Source organism: Ensifer sp. Root127, from assembly GCF_001425225.1.
Taxonomy (GTDB): Bacteria; Pseudomonadota; Alphaproteobacteria; order Rhizobiales; family Rhizobiaceae; genus Ensifer; species Ensifer canadensis.
Genome location: NZ_LMDX01000011.1, coordinates 211941 through 227363, shown reverse-complemented (window position 1 = coordinate 227363; position 15423 = coordinate 211941). Strand labels below are relative to the sequence as shown.

Here is a 15423-nt window from a genome sequence, read left to right as displayed (position 1 = left end):
CCCTTCTATGCCGCACTTTGAAACAAACCATGTCGTCAAGCACACGGCCGACCAGATGTTCGATCTCGTCGCTGATGTCGAACACTATCCGGAATTCCTGCCGCTCTGTGAGGCGCTGACCGTGCGCTCACGCAAGGAAAGGGATGGCAAAATCCTGCTGCTGGCTGACATGACCGTCGGCTACAAGGCGATCCGCGAGACCTTTACGACGCAGGTGCTGCTCAACAAGGCCGAGCGCCAGATCGAGGTCAAATATATCGACGGTCCGTTCAAATATCTCGACAATCGCTGGCGCTTCGAGCCAGCGGGTGAGGGGCAGTCGATCGTGCATTTCTACATCGACTATGAGTTCAAGAGCCGCATTCTCGGCGCCTTGATGGGCTCGATGTTCGACCGTGCCTTCCGCATGTTCTCCGACGCCTTCGAGAAGCGCGCCGACAAGATCTACGCCGTCTGAGCGACCTCGGTCAGCATCTCGAGCGCCGTTCGGATGGTTGCCAACCGCACGGCGTCGCGGCCGATATCGCCGTAGCGCATCTCGCGGTGGAGGGCTGCGCCGTTGCGGCCGGTTGCTGACAGATGGACCAGGCCAACAGGCTTTTCCATCGATCCGCCGCCCGGGCCGGCAATGCCGGTCACGGCAACGGCAAAGTCTGCCTCGGAGCGCGCAACCGCGCCGCGCGCCATTTCGATGGCGGTCTGCCTTGAAACTGCGCCGTGCGCTGCGAGCGTTGCCGGATCGACACCGAGCATCTGGATCTTGGCGTCGTTGGAGTAGGTGACGAAACCGCGGTCGACGACGGCGGATGATCCGGAAATTTCCGTCAGTGCCCCGGCAATCAGGCCTCCCGTGCAGGATTCGGCGGTTGCCACCTTGAGACCGCGCGCGGTGAAATCGGCAATGATTTTGCCGGCCGTCGCCTGAATGTCATTCGGCCACATCATGGGCTCCCCCTCCGGTGTAGACAACGGTTGCGGTCGCGATTGCGGCGATACCCTCGTCGCGGCCGATGAAACCGAGCCGCTCGTTCGTCGTCGCCTTGACCGAGCAGCGGTCAAGATCGATGCCGAGCATGTCGGCAAGGTTCTCCCGCATCGCCTGGCGATGCGGCCCGACTTTCGGGGCCTCGGCAATCAGCGAAATATCGGCATTGGTGATCGTGCCGCCGCGCTGACGCACAATGTTTGCCGCATGTTCGAGGAAGATGCGCGATGCGGCACCCTTCCACTGCGGGTCGGACGGCGGGAAGTGATCGCCGATATCACCGGCACCGCAGGTAGCAAGCAGCGCATCTGTGAGCGCGTGCAAGGCAACGTCGGCATCGGAATGGCCGGAGAGCTTCTTGGTGTGCGGAATAAGGACGCCACAAAGCGTAACGCCATCACCTTCGACCAGCTGGTGTACGTCATAGCCATTGCCGGTGCGAACGTCCGGAATCAGATGTCGCTTGAGTTTTTCGTCGGCCATGGCGATGTCCCTTTTCAGTGTGAGCTTGACGTTGTCGACCGTGCCTTCGACGAGGGTAACAGGGATCCCCGCCCATTCGGCGATTGACGCGTCGTCGGTGAAATCTGTGCGGCCGCTTGTCGCTGCGGCTCGGTGGGCGTCGAGGATGGTCTTGAGGTCGAAGGTCTGCGGTGTCTGTGCCGCATGAAGGTGATTGCGCGGAACGGTTTCGGTCACCATGCCGGCGGCATCGGCGCGCTTGAGCGTATCGGAAACGGCAAGCGCCGGCAGCACGGCACGCGCTCCCCTTGTCAGCGCATCGGCACAGCGCGACAGCAGGGCGTGGTCGGCAAAGGGGCGCACGGCGTCGTGAATCATCACGTTGCGTGAGCCGGTTGCCGCTACGGCTTCAAGGCCTGCGAGAACCGATTGCTGTCGCGTTGCGCCGCCGTGGACCACGATCAACTCGCGCGCCAGCGATCGCCTGCGTGCCGCTGCCAGCAGATCCTCGTCATCGGGGTGGATGACAACCACGATCGGGCCGGTCCCCGGCCATGTCGCGAAAGTGTCAAGCGTATGGGCGATAACGGGCTTGTCGCCGATGGTGCGGTACTGCTTCGGCCCTTCGGCCGACTGTCCCGCGCGCTCGCCGCGCCCTGCTGCAACAATCACGACGCCGCAGGAAAGCTGTTCTTCAGGCTGCATCTTCTGTATGTGGTCCCGGATTTCGCCAATCTTCGCCGTGATGTACCGCGAAGGTCCGTGCTTTGCCAGCCGAGCAGGGAAATTTGCCCGACGCATCGAAATCGCTTGGCAAGCCAAAGAACAATGTCTAAAAATAGTGCAAGAACAACATGTGCCTGAAAGATATGCATTTGCCAGCTCCGGCTCTGTCAACACCGCTTCGGATCGGGAATATCGAAATCCGCAACCGGGTGGCGCTCGCCCCGATGTCTGGCGTCACGGACCTGCCATTCCGCACCTTTGCCTGGCGCTTCGGCGCAGGGTTCGTCGTGACGGAAATGGTGGCGAGCCGCGAACTGGTCGGCAACGCGTCGGAATCCTGGGCCAGGCTGAAGAACTCCGGCATCAAGCCGCATATTGTTCAGCTTGCCGGACGTGAGGCCCATTGGATGGCCGAGGCGGCAAAAATCGCTGCCGCTAATGGCGCCGACGTCATCGATATCAACATGGGCTGCCCGGCAAAGAAGGTGACGGGTGGCTATTCCGGCTCGGCGCTGATGCGCGATCCTGACCATGCTCTGTCCCTGGTCGAGGCAACGGTCAACGCCGTGGATGTACCGGTCACGCTGAAGATGCGGCTTGGCTGGGACGAAAACTCGATCAATGCGCCGCTGATTGCAAGAAGGGCGCAGGAGGCCGGTGTCCAGGCGATTACCGTGCACGGCCGCACCCGGATGCAGTTCTACACCGGCAGGGCCGATTGGGATGCGATCCGCGCCGTGCGCGAGGTCATTTCCGTGCCGCTGGTTGCCAATGGCGACGTCGATACGGTGGCGGATGCCGAAGAGATCCTCAGGCGCTCCGGCGCCGACGCCGTCATGGCCGGGCGGTCTTCGCAGGGCCGTCCTTGGCATGTCGGCGTTCTCGCTGGCGCGTCAAGCCATCCCGACCAGGCTGAGATCGCCGACATTTTCGTGGAGCACTATGAGATGATGCTCGAATTTTACGGTGCCGACACGGGCCTGAGGCATGCACGCAAGCATGTCGGCTGGTATCTCGACCGTTTCGCACCTGATCTTGCCGGGGCAGAGAAGGGGGCGATCCTGACATCGACCGATGCCAGATCAGTCGCCGCGCGCGCATCCGATGCAATTCAAAGTTCGCTTGCGACCTTCTCTGGCGAAGGGATCGCCGCATGACCGAAAAACCCAATCCGGAAGCCTTGGCTGCTGCCAACGGGCTGTCGATGGCGGTGCTGAATGCCATTCAAAATCCGGTGATCCTTGTCGATGAGAACGGTCTCGTCGCCTTCGCCAACTGGGAAGCGGAGTCCTTTTTCGGTGCCAGCGCCAATCATCTGGCCCGGCACGATATCAGCGCCTTCATTCCGTTTGGCAGCCCACTTCTGACGTTGATCGAGCAGGTGCGCGAGCGCAGGGCCCCGGTCAACGAGTATCGCGTCGATCTCAGTTCGCCGCGGCTGGGCGCCGACAAGCTGGTTGATCTCTATGTGGCGCCAGTCATTTCGGAGCCCGGCTCCGTCGTGGTCGTCTTCCAGGAGCGGTCGATGGCCGACAAGATCGATCGCCAGCTGACACATCGGACGGCGGCGCGGTCGGTCACCGGCCTTGCCTCGATGTTGGCGCACGAGATCAAGAACCCGCTTTCCGGCATTCGAGGGGCCGCGCAATTGCTTGAGACTTCCGTCAACGACGAGGATCGGGCGCTGACGCGGTTGATCTGCGACGAGACCGACCGGATCGTCTCGCTGGTCGATCGGATGGAAGTGTTTTCCGACGAGAGACCCGTCGATCGCGTGCCGCTCAACATTCACTCGGTGCTCGATCATGTGAAGGCGATCGCCAAGGCGGGCTTTGCGCGCCGGATCAAGGTGACGGAGAATTACGATCCATCGCTTCCGTCGGTCTTTGCCAACCGCGACCAGCTCGTGCAGGTGTTTCTCAATCTCGTCAAGAACGCAGCGGAAGCGATCGGTGATCGCCACGAAGGCGAGATCATGCTGACGACCGCCTACAGGCCCGGTATCCGGCTTTCGGTCGCGGGCACCCGAGAAAAAATCTCGCTGCCGCTCGAATTCTGCGTGCATGACAATGGTCCCGGCGTTCCTTCTGACTTGCTGCCGCATCTGTTCGATCCGTTCATTACGACCAAGACCAATGGTTCGGGCCTCGGACTGGCGCTCGTCGCCAAAATCATCGGCGGCCATGGCGGCATCGTCGAATGCGACAGCCAGCAGAACCGCACGACTTTCCGCGTCCTGATGCCGGCCTCCAAGGGGCAGGCGGCGGACGAAGACGAACTGCCTATGACAAAAGGAAACATTGCATGACGGGTGCCACCATCCTCGTCGCGGATGACGACGCAGCCATTCGCACCGTGCTCAATCAGGCGCTGAGCCGCGCCGGCTACGATGTCCGGATCACGTCGAATGCGGCCACGCTCTGGCGCTGGATTTCCGCCGGCGATGGTGATCTTGTCGTCACCGACGTTGTCATGCCCGACGAGAATGCATTCGATCTGCTGCCGCGCATCAAGAAGGCGCGTCCCGATCTGCCGGTTCTTGTCATGAGCGCGCAGAACACGTTCATGACGGCGATCAAGGCCTCCGAAAAAGGCGCCTATGATTATCTGCCGAAGCCCTTTGACCTGACCGAGCTGATCGGCATCATCGGTCGGGCGCTGGCCGAACCGAAGCGCCGCCCGTCCAAGGTCGACGACGATTCGCAGGATGGCATGCCGCTCGTCGGTCGCTCGGCAGCGATGCAGGAAATCTACCGGGTTCTCGCCCGCCTGATGCAGACCGATCTGACGCTGATGATCACCGGCGAATCCGGCACGGGCAAGGAACTGGTGGCACGCGCACTGCATGACTACGGCAAGCGCCGCAACGGCCCCTTCGTTGCGATCAATATGGCGGCAATCCCGCGCGATCTGATCGAATCGGAATTGTTCGGTCACGAAAAGGGCGCCTTCACCGGCGCCCAGACGCGTTCGACCGGTCGTTTCGAGCAGGCCGAAGGCGGCACGCTGTTCCTCGACGAAATCGGTGACATGCCGATGGACGCACAGACGCGGTTGCTGCGTGTGCTGCAACAGGGCGAGTACACGACGGTTGGCGGTCGCACGCCGATCCGCTCCGATGTGCGCATCGTCGCGGCAACCAACAAGGACCTGAAGCAGTCGATCAACCAAGGTCTCTTCCGCGAGGACCTGTACTATCGGTTGAATGTGGTGCCGCTGCGCCTGCCGCCGCTGCGCGACCGCGCGGAAGACATTCCCGATCTTGTGCGCCACTTCGTGCAGCAGGCCGAGAAGGAAGGTCTGGACGTCAAGCGTTTCGATCAGGAAGCGCTCGAACTGATGAAGGCGCATCCGTGGCCGGGCAACGTGCGCGAGCTCGAAAACCTCGTGCGCCGACTGACTGCGCTTTACCCGCAGGACGTCATCACGCGGGAAATCATCGAAAACGAGTTGCGCTCGGAGATCCCCGACAGTCCGATTGGAAAAACACAGGCGCGCAGCGGTTCCCTTTCGATCTCGCAGGCGGTCGAGGAGAACATGCGGCAATATTTCGCCGGCTTCGGTGACGCGCTTCCACCGAGCGGTCTTTACGAGCGTGTGCTTGCCGAGATGGAGTATCCGCTGATTCTTGCGGCTTTGACGGCGACGCGCGGAAACCAGATCAAGGCGGCCGATCTGCTCGGGCTCAACCGCAACACGCTGCGCAAGAAGATCCGCGAACTCGGCGTGTCAGTCTATCGCAGTTCACGCACGGCTTGACTTGGTCACAGCCACCGTTGCATTTTCGCCACAATACGTTGCTTGAACGTGTTATGACCGCCGAGTCGAGCGGTGTTGCGCTGCTTTGCCTGGCCGTTGGAGCTGTGGCTCATGCGCAACAGCCCCGATTGACGGTCCGGTCAATACCTTGACCCGGAATGTGAGTGAGAATTGCCGGTGCCCACGGGCGTCGGTTGGGGGAATGTCTTTATATGGTGGACGCAATGGCCTTGCCGCTGGGGACAGATGACGGAGTCGCGGCGCAGGACCGCCGCGCGTCCTTTGCCCTGCCGGGCCTCATGCTGGCGATCGGTGCCCTGGTCTGCGCAACCCTGTCGCTGCTCGTTTTGCTTGGGCTGACGCCGATCAGACTGGAGCGCAACGTCTTCATCGCCTGCGCGGCGATCAACGGCCTGTTCGTGATCGGCCTGATCTACCTCATCGTTCGCGAGATCCTCAGATTGCTTCGCGCGCGTCGCAAGGGCCGCGCTGCCGCACGGCTTCACGTGCGCATCGTCGCGCTGTTTTCGATCGTCGCCATCACGCCTGCCATTCTGGTCGCGATCTTCGCCAGCATAACGCTGGATGTCGGCCTTGACCGCTGGTTCTCGCTGCGGACGCAAGCGATCGTTCGCTCGTCGATCAGCGTCGCCCAAGCCTATGTGCTGGAAAATGCCAGCTATCTGCAGGGCCAGACCGTGTCGATGGCGAACGATCTGGAGCGCAATCGGCAACTCTACAGCCTCGACCGAACCGGCTTTACCGAGCTGGTGACGCGCCAGGCGAGGGGCCGCGGCATGCTTGGCGCCTTCCTCGTCCGTGCCGATGGTAGCGCCATTCTCCAGGCCAATATCTCGACGGAGAAGCCCTTGCCGGCCATCCCGCCGGACGCGCTGAAAAGCTCGGTTTCCGGCCAGCCGACATTGATACCACCAGGGATTACCAACCTGGTGGGGGCGGTGATCCCGCTTGACGACATTCCCGGCACCTATCTCTACACCGTTCGTAACGTCGATCCGGAAGTGATGCGTTCGCTGCGGCTGATGGAAGAAAACACCGCCGAATATAAGACCCTAGAGGCGGGCCGCGCCTTCACGCAGATCGCCTTCGGCGTTCTCTACATCGGCTTTGCGCTGATCGTGCTGCTGGCGGCGATCTGGACGGCAATCGCGGTTGCCGACCGTATCGTTCGGCCGATCCGGCAACTGATCGGCGCCGCCGACAGCGTTGCCTCGGGCAATCTCGACGTCGTGGTGCCGGTGCGTGCCGTCGACGGCGACGTCGGCAATCTTTCGCGCACGTTCAACAAGATGGTCTCCGAAATCCGCACCCAGCAGGAGCAGATTCTGGAGGCCAAGGATGAGGTCGATCATCGGCGGCGGTTCATCGAGGCCGTGCTTTCAGGCGTGACGGCAGCTGTCATCGGCGTCGGCCGCGATCGGCAGATCACCATTGCCAACTCTTCTTCAGAAGAGTTTCTGAAAAAGACAGCGCCGGATCTGCTCGGTGCCGATCTGCGCGCGGTTGCGCCTGAGATCGAGGAAGTGCTGGTCGAAGCTGAAAGCCGGTACCGCAACAACTTCCGCAAGCAGATCAACATCATGCGCGGCGGAACCGAGCGCACGCTGAACGTCCAGGTGACGCGTGAAGAGGGCGGCGAGGCAAACGAATCCTACGTCATCACCATCGACGACATCACAGATCTCGTAATCGCACAGCGCTCGACCGCCTGGGCCGATGTCGCGCGCCGCATCGCACATGAAATCAAGAACCCGCTGACGCCGATCCAGCTTTCTGCCGAACGTCTGAAGCGTCGCTACGGCAAGCAGATCGACCAGGAAGACAGGGTCGTCTTCGATCAATGCACCGACACGATTGTCAGGCAGGTCGAGGATATCGGCCGAATGGTCGACGAGTTTTCTGCCTTTGCCCGCATGCCGAAGCCGACGAAGGAGAAGGTGGATCTGCGCGCCATCCTGAAGGACGCGGTCTTCCTGCGCGAAATGGGCAACAACCACATCAGCTTCATTCGCGATTTTGGCAACGAGCCGCTTGAGGGCATGTTCGATGGCCGCATGCTCGGCCAGGCTTTCGGCAATATCGTCAAGAATGCCGTGGAGTCGATCGAAGCGGTGCCGACGGACGCTGTCCGTGGCGAGCCGAAAGTGCACGTACGGAGCCAACGGGACGGAACCAGCGGCCGGTTTGTCGTCGATGTCATCGACAATGGCAAAGGCCTGCCGACCGAGAACCGGCATAGAATTTTAGAACCGTATATGACGATGCGCGAGAAGGGCACGGGCCTTGGCCTCGCCATCGTCAAGAAGATCATTGAGGACCATGGCGGACAACTGGAATTGCACGACGCACCGGCCGATTTCGATGGCGGCGTCGGAGCAATGATCCGCGTGATCCTGCCGCCCGCCGGAGAAGCCGGGGGCGAAGACACTTTGAAGGGTAAGGGTACGAGCGATGGCCGCTGACATTCTGGTTGTGGACGATGAGGAAGACATTCGCGAGATCGTATCCGGCATCTTGTCCGACGAGGGGCACGAGACCCGAACGGCTTTCGACAGCGACAGTGCGCTCGCAGCGATCAGCGACCGCGTGCCGCGGCTCGTCTTTCTCGATATCTGGATGCAGGGCAGCCGCCTCGACGGCCTCGCTTTGCTCGACGAGATCAAGGGACGCCATCCCGATTTGCCTGTTGTCATGATCTCGGGTCACGGCAACATCGAGACGGCCGTCAACGCCATCAAGCGCGGCGCCTATGATTTCATCGAGAAGCCGTTCAAGGCCGACCGTCTGATCCTGATCGCCGAGCGCGCGCTCGAGAACTCCAAGCTGAAGCGCGAAGTCTCGGAGCTGAAGAAGAAGTCGGGCGACCCGGTCGAGCTGATCGGTACCTCCGTTGCCGTTTCGCAACTCCGGCAGACCGTCGAAAAGGTCGCGCCGACCAACAGCCGCATCATGATCCAGGGACCGTCCGGCTCCGGCAAGGAGCTGGTGGCGCGCATGATCCACCGCAAGTCGACACGCTCGACCGGGCCGTTCGTGGCGTTGAACGCTGCGGCGATCACACCCGACAGGATGGAGATCGCGCTTTTCGGAACCGAGGGAACGCCGGGGCAGCCGCGCAGAACGGGTGCGCTCGAAGAGGCACATGGCGGCATCCTCTATCTCGACGAGGTCGGCGAAATGCCGCGTGAAACGCAAAACAAGATCCTGCGTGTTCTCGTCGATCAGCAGTTCGAACGGGTCGGCGGCACCAAGCGCGTCAAGGTCGATGTCCGCATCATCTCCTCGACAGCCTACAACCTCGAAAATATGATCTCCGAAGGTCTTTTCCGCGAAGATCTCTTCCACCGGCTCGCGGTCATCCCCGTGCGGGTGCCGGCGCTGGCCGAGCGCCGTGAGGACATTCCGTTTCTCGTCGATATGTTCATGCGCCAGGTCAGCGAGCAGGCGGGCATTCGCCCGCGCAAGATCGGCGACGATGCGCTTGCCGTGCTGCAGGCCCACGACTGGCCGGGCAACATTCGCCAGCTGCGCAACAATATCGAGCGCCTGATGATCCTTGCCCGCAGCGACGGTCCTGACACGCCGATCTCGGCCGACATGCTGCCGACCGAGGTTGGCGATACCTTGCCGAAGATCTCCGCGCAGGGCGACCAGCACATCATGACGCTGCCGCTGCGCGAGGCTCGCGAAATGTTCGAGCGCGATTATCTGATCGCTCAGATCAACCGATTCGGCGGCAATATTTCCCGCACCGCCGAATTCGTTGGAATGGAGCGGTCGGCGCTTCATCGCAAGCTAAAGTCGCTGGGCGTTTGAGCGGTAAACTTCTTCCGGCTGGTGGCCGCCTGTTCCTGGGTGAAACAACGACATGAAGGTGATCATTTGTGGTGCGGGGCAGGTCGGCTACGGCATCGCCGAACGGCTTGCTCAGGAAGACAATGACGTCTCGGTGATCGACACCTCGGCGGCGTTGATTGCCAACATTACCGAAAGCCTCGATGTGCGCGGCTATGTTGGACACGGCGCCCATCCGGATGTGCTGGCAAAAGCCGGTGCCGACCAGGCCGACATGCTGATTGCGGTCACGCTGTTCGACGAAGTCAACATCGTCGCCTGCGAAGTGGCGCATGCGATCTTCAGCGTGCCGACCAAGGTCGCCCGTATCAGAGCGCAGAATTATCTGGCGCCGGAATACGCCAACCTGTTCTCCCGCGAGAACGTCCCGATCGATGTGACCATTTCGCCCGAGGTCGAAGTCGGGCGATTGGTGCTTCGGCGCATTTCGTTCCCCGGCGCTACGGATGTTGTGCGCTTTGCCGACGACCGTATTGCCATGGTGGCGATCGAGTGCATGGAAGACTGCCCGGTCGTCGACACGCCGCTGCAGCAGCTGAGCGAGCTGTTTCCCGATCTGCAGGCAACCGTGACCGGCATCTTCCGCAACGGCAAGCTGATCGTGCCGCATTCGACGGATCAATTGCAGACCGGCGACCTTGCCTATGTTGTCTGCGACCGGGATCATGCGCGCCGGACACTGTCTCTGTTCGGCCACGAAGAACAGGAAGCGCGTCGTATCGTCATCCTCGGCGGCGGCAATATCGGCTATTTCGTCGCCAAGGCGATCGAGGAAAACCAGCCGAGAACCCGCGTCAAGCTGATCGAAAGCGACCGCGACCGAGCCGTGATGATGGCTGACAAGCTCAGCAACACGGTCGTCCTCAACGGTTCGGCGATGGATCAGCGCATCCTGATGCAGGCCGACGTGCAGGACGCAGACCTGGTCGTGGCGCTGACCAACAACGACCAGATCAATATCCTCGGCAGCATGATGGCAAAACGCCTCGGTGCCAAATCGACACTCGTCCTGATCAACGAGCCGTCCTACCAGGACTTCGCGGGAACCGCCGGCGTTGATGCCTATATCAACCCGCGTGCGGTCACGATCTCGCGCGTTCTCCAGCATGTGCGCAAGGGGCGCATCCGCTCGGTCTATGCCGTCCAGAAGGGGATGGCGGAAGTGATCGAAGCAGAAGCGCTGGAGACGTCGCCGCTGGTCGGCAAGGCGCTACGCGAGCTGGATCTGCCCGACGGCATCCGCATCGGCGCCCTCTACCGGGACCAGACATTCATTCGCCCGCACGGTGACACCAAGATCAAGGCCAAGGACCGCGTGGTGCTCTTTGCGTCTGCCGATTCGGTGCGCCATGTCGAGCAGCTTTTCCGCGTCAGCATCCAGTTCTTCTGAGGTCAAACAAAAGCCATGCCGAGAATTGCCTATGTCAACGGCGCCTACGTGCCGCACGCCGATGCTGCCATCCACATCGAAGACCGCGGCTACCAGTTCGCCGACGGGGTCTACGAAGTCTGCGAGATCCGTCATGGCTTCATCGTCGATCTGACCCGGCATCTCGACCGCCTCAGCAGATCCTTAAGCGAACTTCGCATCGATTGGCCGATGAGCCGAGCCGCGCTGATCCACGTTATCCGCGAGGTGCTGCGCCGCAACCGGGTGCGAAACGGCCTGTTCTACATGCAGGTGACGCGTGGTACCGCGCGCCGCGATCACGTGTTTCCGGCAAAGGGTACTGTGCCGACCATCGTGGTGACGGCGAAACGCACCGATGCCGCAGTGATCGCCAGGAAAAATGCCGAAGGCATCTCCGCGATCACGGTTCCGGAGAACCGCTGGGATCGCGTCGACATCAAGTCGGTCGGCTTGTTGCCGAACGTGCTTGCCCGCCAGAGGGCCAAGGAGGAGGGCGCCCACGAGGCGATCTTCGTCGACCCCGATGGTACGGTGAAAGAGGGCGCCGCCACCAACGTCTGGATCGTCGATCGCGACGGCGTGCTGCGCACGCGCCCGGCCGATCACGGTATCCTGAGAGGCATCACCCGCACGACCCTGATGGACGTCGCAGCACCTCTTGGCATCAGGATCGAGGAAAGAGCATTCACCGTCGACGACATGCTCGCAGCCCGCGAAGTCTTCATCACTGCCGCCACGAGCATCTGTTTTCCGGTCGTTTCCATCGACGGCAAACCGATCGGCAACGGTCATCCGGGAAGCATAGCACAGAATATTCGTGAAGCCTTTTTCGGCGTTGCGGAAAAGACATTGATTTGATACCAAACTGACAGAGGTGTCGGGGGAAGCGTACTTGTGACGCCTCTGATTGAAAAAATAGACAAAATGCACCGGCGCGAGACGTCGGCAAATAAGAAAGAATCGGCGCGATGGCGGAACGTTCTCAGAACTTGCAGGATCTTTTTCTCAATACGGTCCGCAAACAGAAGATTTCTCTGACAATTTTTCTTATCAATGGCGTCAAATTGACGGGCGTCGTCACGTCTTTTGACAATTTCTGTGTGTTGTTGCGCCGCGATGGTCATTCGCAGCTCGTCTACAAGCACGCGATCTCGACCATCATGCCGGGCCAGCCGCTGCAGATGTTCGAGAACGAAGAAGCCGCATCCTGACGGGACGTTAGGCACATTACCAAACGGGATTCAAAGTCGTCGTCGATCATTCCGGAGCTTGAAACGCTCCGCGACGACATGCGCGCGGTCGTGATCGTGCCGGTTCTGAAAAAGACCGGCAGGCAGGCGGCTGAAACTCTCTCTGCAACCAGCACCCGCACCGACGAAAGTCGGCTGGAGGAGGCGACTGGCCTGGCTCGGGCGATCGACCTGAACGTCGTTCATGGCGCCATCGTTTCAGTGGCTCAGCCAAAGCCGGGGACGCTGTTGGGCACCGGCAAGATCGAAGAGATTGGCCACATCCTCGTCGAACAGGATGCCGGCCTCGTCATCGTTGACCATCCGCTGACGCCCGTGCAGCAGCGCAACCTGGAAAAGGAATGGAACGCCAAGGTCATCGACCGGACGGGCCTGATCCTTGAAATCTTCGGGCGACGCGCTTCCACCAAGGAAGGCACGCTGCAGGTCGATCTGGCGCATCTCAATTATCAGAAGGGCCGGCTCGTGCGCAGCTGGACCCACCTTGAGCGTCAGCGCGGTGGTGGCGGCTTCATGGGCGGCCCCGGCGAAACTCAGATCGAGGCCGACCGGCGCCTGCTGCAGGACCGCATCGTCAAGCTCGAGCGCGAGCTGGAGCAGGTTCGCCGCACCCGGCAATTGCATCGCTCCAAGCGCAAGAAGGTTCCGCACCCGATCGTGGCGCTTGTCGGCTACACCAACGCCGGCAAATCGACGCTGTTCAACAGAATGACCGGAGCCGGCGTGCTGGCCGAGGACATGCTGTTTGCAACGCTCGACCCGACGCTGCGGCGGTTGAAACTGCCGCATGGCCGCATGGTGATCCTGTCCGACACAGTCGGCTTCATCTCCGACCTGCCGACGCATCTTGTCGCCGCCTTCCGTGCGACGCTCGAAGAGGTGCTCGAAGCCGACCTGATCCTGCATGTGCGCGATCTTTCCGATCCGGACAATCAGGCGCAGGCAAGTGACGTTCTGCGCATCCTTGCTGATCTCGGTATCGACGAGAAGGAAGCGGCAGCGAGGCTTGTCGAAGTCTGGAACAAGATCGACCGGCTTGAGCCGGAAGCGCGCGAAGCCCTGACGAACAAGGCTGCAAGCACTGATAACACCGTGGCGGTCTCGGCGATTACAGGCGAGGGCGTCGACGTGCTGCTTGCCGAGATCGGTCGTCGTCTGTCCGGCGTCTTGACAGAGTGCACCGTCGTTCTCGGCGTCGATCAGTTGCAGCTTCTGCCCTGGGTCTACGAACACGCGATCGTCGATGGTCGCGAAGATCTCGAGGACGGCACGGTCAGCCTCGATCTGCGCCTGACCGAAAACGAGGCTGTGGACCTGGAGCGGCGTCTCGGCAACGGGCCGAAGCCGGTCGCCGAAGACTGGTAAGATCTTCTGCCTGAGGCGCTATCGCCTCAGGCCAATTGCCGTTCGATCGCCTTGGCCGCTTGCCAGAGTTCTTCCATCCGTTCCAGCGTTGCCGCCTCGAGCGTTTCTCCGTGAGCTTCAAGCTCATGCTCGATATGGGCAAAACGGCGGCGGAACTTGGTGTTGGTGCCGCGCAGCGCCATTTCAGGGTCGGCGCCGACATGCCGGCCGATATTCACCACCGCAAAGATCAGGTCGCCGAGTTCATCGGCTACCTTCGCACGGTCCTTTTCCCGCAGCGCTTGGCGCAGCTCGCCGATCTCTTCCTCGATCTTGTCGAGGATCGGTTCCGGCTCCGACCAGTCGAAACCGACTTTGGCGGCGCGCTCCTGAAGCTTCAGCGCCTCGATAAGGGCCGGGAAGCTGCGCTGGATCGAGCCCAGATGACTGGCAGCGCCGTCGGATGGCAGGCCGCGTGTGGCGCGCCGCGCCTGGCGCTCGGCCTTTTCAGCCTGCTTGATCTTGTCCCACTGGGTCTTGACCGTTTCCGGCGTGTCGGCGTCCGAACGGGCGAAAACATGCGGGTGGCGGCGGATCATCTTGCGCGTAACGGCCTCGACGACATCGCCGAAGGCGAATTCGCCGGCCTCTTCGGCCATGCGGGCGTGAAAAACCACCTGCAGCAGCAGGTCGCCCAGCTCGTCGCAAAGGTCATGCATGTCGCCGCGCTCGATTGCGTCGGCAACTTCGTAGGCTTCCTCGATCGTATAGGGCTTGATCGTTTCGAACGTCTGGACGACGTCCCAGGGGCAGCCGGTCTCCGGCTGCCTGAGCGCCTGCATGATGTCGAGAAGGCCCTTGATGTCGCGTGATGGTTCCATGGGATCAGTTCAACGGAATGGCGTTGTCGTTTTTGCCCGACTGGTAGCTGTCGGACAGGTGCTGATAGCGCTCGCGGATGCGCGCGTCCTGGGCCGCAAGCTTCTCTCGCGTTGACTGGTCGGCGTCCTTTGCGACCGCTGCGATCGACGACGACGTCCAGAAGGCGTTGTTCTGCGCGTAGCCGCCGGGTTCAAGCAGGAACACTTCCTTCAGGATCTTCAGGTCGTGCGGAATGGAGAAGCTGTCGCGCGAATCTTCGTGGCTGAAGAAATAGTAGAAATTGTCAAAGCCCGCCCAGGTGATCGCCGACAGGCACATCGAGCAAGGCTCGTGCGTGGAAAGGAAGATCAGATCGCGCGTGTCAGGCTTTTCTGCCATCTCGTAGAAGCGCTTGAGCGTGTGCACTTCACCGTGCCAGAGCGGGTTTTCGGTCTCGTTGTTGGTCTCGGCGAGAACGAGAGAAAGGTCTGTTTTGCGCAGGATCGCGGCGCCGAACACCTTGTTGCCTGCGGCGACACCCTTTTCCGTCAGGGGCAGGATGTCCTGCTCGATCACGTTGAGCAGCCGTTCGGCCAGTTCGGATTGTGTCATGTCTTCAGTCTCCGGCAGATGTGTTGCGGCATTTAACGGAGGTTGCCCCTTTGGCGCAATGGCCACCGACAGCGCCACCGGCCGGCCCTTCCGGAGATATTTGCTCAAAATGCTGCATGGCCGAGCAAAACAATACG

General features: G+C 61.3%; 14 protein-coding genes. 10 read left to right on the top strand and 4 right to left on the bottom strand.

Annotated features, from left to right (window positions below; all coding sequences use genetic code 11):
* Positions 1 to 7: 7 nt before the first annotated feature.
* Positions 8 to 457, top strand: coding sequence for a type II toxin-antitoxin system RatA family toxin (locus ASD03_RS14130; RefSeq protein ID WP_025426774.1), 450 nt, complete (start codon positions 8 to 10; stop codon positions 455 to 457).
* On the opposite strand, the gene ASD03_RS14125 is transcribed toward ASD03_RS14130, so the two are convergent.
* Together ASD03_RS14125 and ASD03_RS14120 are read right to left on the bottom strand one after the other, a co-directional pair.
* On the bottom strand, positions 445 to 942 hold the full coding sequence (locus ASD03_RS14125) for a CinA family protein (RefSeq protein ID WP_025426775.1): 498 nt from the start codon (positions 940 to 942) through the stop codon (positions 445 to 447). The two genes, ASD03_RS14130 and ASD03_RS14125, sit on opposite strands and share 13 nt — an antisense overlap.
* A complete protein-coding gene (locus tag ASD03_RS14120; protein ID WP_107027692.1) occupies positions 929 to 2152 on the bottom strand; it encodes a bifunctional 2-C-methyl-D-erythritol 4-phosphate cytidylyltransferase/2-C-methyl-D-erythritol 2,4-cyclodiphosphate synthase in 1224 nt (407 codons plus the stop codon). The genes ASD03_RS14125 and ASD03_RS14120 overlap by 14 nt, the downstream gene beginning before the upstream one ends.
* Positions 2153 to 2301: 149 nt before the next feature.
* Here ASD03_RS14120 and dusB point away from each other — a divergent pair, with 149 nt between their 5' ends.
* The 9 genes from dusB to hflX all read left to right on the top strand — a co-directional run bounded on the left by dusB (position 2302) and on the right by hflX (position 13834).
* On the top strand, positions 2302 to 3330 hold the full coding sequence (gene dusB, locus ASD03_RS14115; RefSeq protein ID WP_025426777.1) for a tRNA dihydrouridine synthase DusB: 1029 nt from the start codon (positions 2302 to 2304) through the stop codon (positions 3328 to 3330).
* The gene (locus tag ASD03_RS14110) at positions 3327 to 4481 is read left to right on the top strand and encodes a nitrogen regulation protein NR(II) (RefSeq protein ID WP_025426778.1); all 1155 of its coding nucleotides are present in this window, start codon (positions 3327 to 3329) and stop codon (positions 4479 to 4481) included. Before dusB ends, ASD03_RS14110 begins: the two co-directional genes overlap by 4 nt.
* Positions 4478 to 5932, top strand: a complete 1455-nt coding sequence (gene ntrC, locus ASD03_RS14105; protein ID WP_025426779.1) for a nitrogen regulation protein NR(I) — start codon at positions 4478 to 4480, stop codon at positions 5930 to 5932. The genes ASD03_RS14110 and ntrC overlap by 4 nt, the downstream gene beginning before the upstream one ends.
* Positions 5933 to 6144: 212 nt before the next feature.
* Positions 6145 to 8415 carry a PAS domain-containing sensor histidine kinase gene (locus ASD03_RS14100; RefSeq protein ID WP_025426780.1) on the top strand — a complete coding sequence of 757 codons (2271 nt, stop codon included), beginning with the start codon at positions 6145 to 6147 and terminating at the stop codon, positions 8413 to 8415.
* Positions 8405 to 9769 carry a two-component system response regulator NtrX gene (ntrX, locus tag ASD03_RS14095; protein ID WP_025426781.1) on the top strand — a complete coding sequence of 455 codons (1365 nt, stop codon included), beginning with the start codon at positions 8405 to 8407 and terminating at the stop codon, positions 9767 to 9769. Before ASD03_RS14100 ends, ntrX begins: the two co-directional genes overlap by 11 nt.
* A gap of 52 nt (positions 9770 to 9821) precedes the next feature.
* Positions 9822 to 11198: a Trk system potassium transporter TrkA gene (trkA, locus tag ASD03_RS14090; protein WP_025426782.1), complete on the top strand. Its 1377-nt coding sequence runs from the start codon at positions 9822 to 9824 to the stop codon at positions 11196 to 11198.
* A 15-nt stretch (positions 11199 to 11213) separates the two neighbouring features.
* Positions 11214 to 12077: a D-amino-acid transaminase gene (locus tag ASD03_RS14085; protein ID WP_025426783.1), complete on the top strand. Its 864-nt coding sequence runs from the start codon at positions 11214 to 11216 to the stop codon at positions 12075 to 12077.
* Positions 12078 to 12187: 110 nt separating this feature from the next.
* Entirely contained in the window at positions 12188 to 12430 is a 243-nt protein-coding gene (gene hfq / locus ASD03_RS14080; RefSeq protein ID WP_003535434.1) for an RNA chaperone Hfq, read from the top strand.
* A gap of 78 nt (positions 12431 to 12508) precedes the next feature.
* A complete protein-coding gene (gene hflX, locus ASD03_RS14075; RefSeq protein WP_057205085.1) occupies positions 12509 to 13834 on the top strand; it encodes a GTPase HflX in 1326 nt (441 codons plus the stop codon).
* 26 nt (positions 13835 to 13860) lie between these two features.
* Here hflX and mazG read toward each other — a convergent pair whose 3' ends face one another.
* A complete protein-coding gene (gene mazG, locus ASD03_RS14070; RefSeq protein WP_025426785.1) occupies positions 13861 to 14694 on the bottom strand; it encodes a nucleoside triphosphate pyrophosphohydrolase in 834 nt (277 codons plus the stop codon).
* A gap of 4 nt (positions 14695 to 14698) precedes the next feature.
* Entirely contained in the window at positions 14699 to 15286 is a 588-nt protein-coding gene (locus ASD03_RS14065) for a nucleoside deaminase (protein WP_025426786.1), read from the bottom strand.
* Positions 15287 to 15423: the final 137 nt, after the last annotated feature.

Coding starts and splice junctions, on each gene's coding strand:
- trkA (WP_025426782.1), top strand. CDS start 9,822: ATGAAGGTGATCATTTGTGGTGCGGGGCAGGTCGGCTACGGCATCGCC.
- ASD03_RS14120 (WP_107027692.1), bottom strand. CDS start 2,152: ATGCAGCCTGAAGAACAGCTTTCCTGCGGCGTCGTGATTGTTGCAGCA.
- ASD03_RS14065 (WP_025426786.1), bottom strand. CDS start 15,286: ATGACACAATCCGAACTGGCCGAACGGCTGCTCAACGTGATCGAGCAG.
- dusB (WP_025426777.1), top strand. CDS start 2,302: ATGTGCCTGAAAGATATGCATTTGCCAGCTCCGGCTCTGTCAACACCG.
- ASD03_RS14110 (WP_025426778.1), top strand. CDS start 3,327: ATGACCGAAAAACCCAATCCGGAAGCCTTGGCTGCTGCCAACGGGCTG.
- ASD03_RS14125 (WP_025426775.1), bottom strand. CDS start 942: ATGTGGCCGAATGACATTCAGGCGACGGCCGGCAAAATCATTGCCGAT.
- ASD03_RS14100 (WP_025426780.1), top strand. CDS start 6,145: ATGGTGGACGCAATGGCCTTGCCGCTGGGGACAGATGACGGAGTCGCG.
- mazG (WP_025426785.1), bottom strand. CDS start 14,694: ATGGAACCATCACGCGACATCAAGGGCCTTCTCGACATCATGCAGGCG.
- ASD03_RS14130 (WP_025426774.1), top strand. CDS start 8: ATGCCGCACTTTGAAACAAACCATGTCGTCAAGCACACGGCCGACCAG.
- ASD03_RS14085 (WP_025426783.1), top strand. CDS start 11,214: ATGCCGAGAATTGCCTATGTCAACGGCGCCTACGTGCCGCACGCCGAT.
- hflX (WP_057205085.1), top strand. CDS start 12,509: ATGCGCGCGGTCGTGATCGTGCCGGTTCTGAAAAAGACCGGCAGGCAG.
- ntrC (WP_025426779.1), top strand. CDS start 4,478: ATGACGGGTGCCACCATCCTCGTCGCGGATGACGACGCAGCCATTCGC.
- hfq (WP_003535434.1), top strand. CDS start 12,188: ATGGCGGAACGTTCTCAGAACTTGCAGGATCTTTTTCTCAATACGGTC.
- ntrX (WP_025426781.1), top strand. CDS start 8,405: ATGGCCGCTGACATTCTGGTTGTGGACGATGAGGAAGACATTCGCGAG.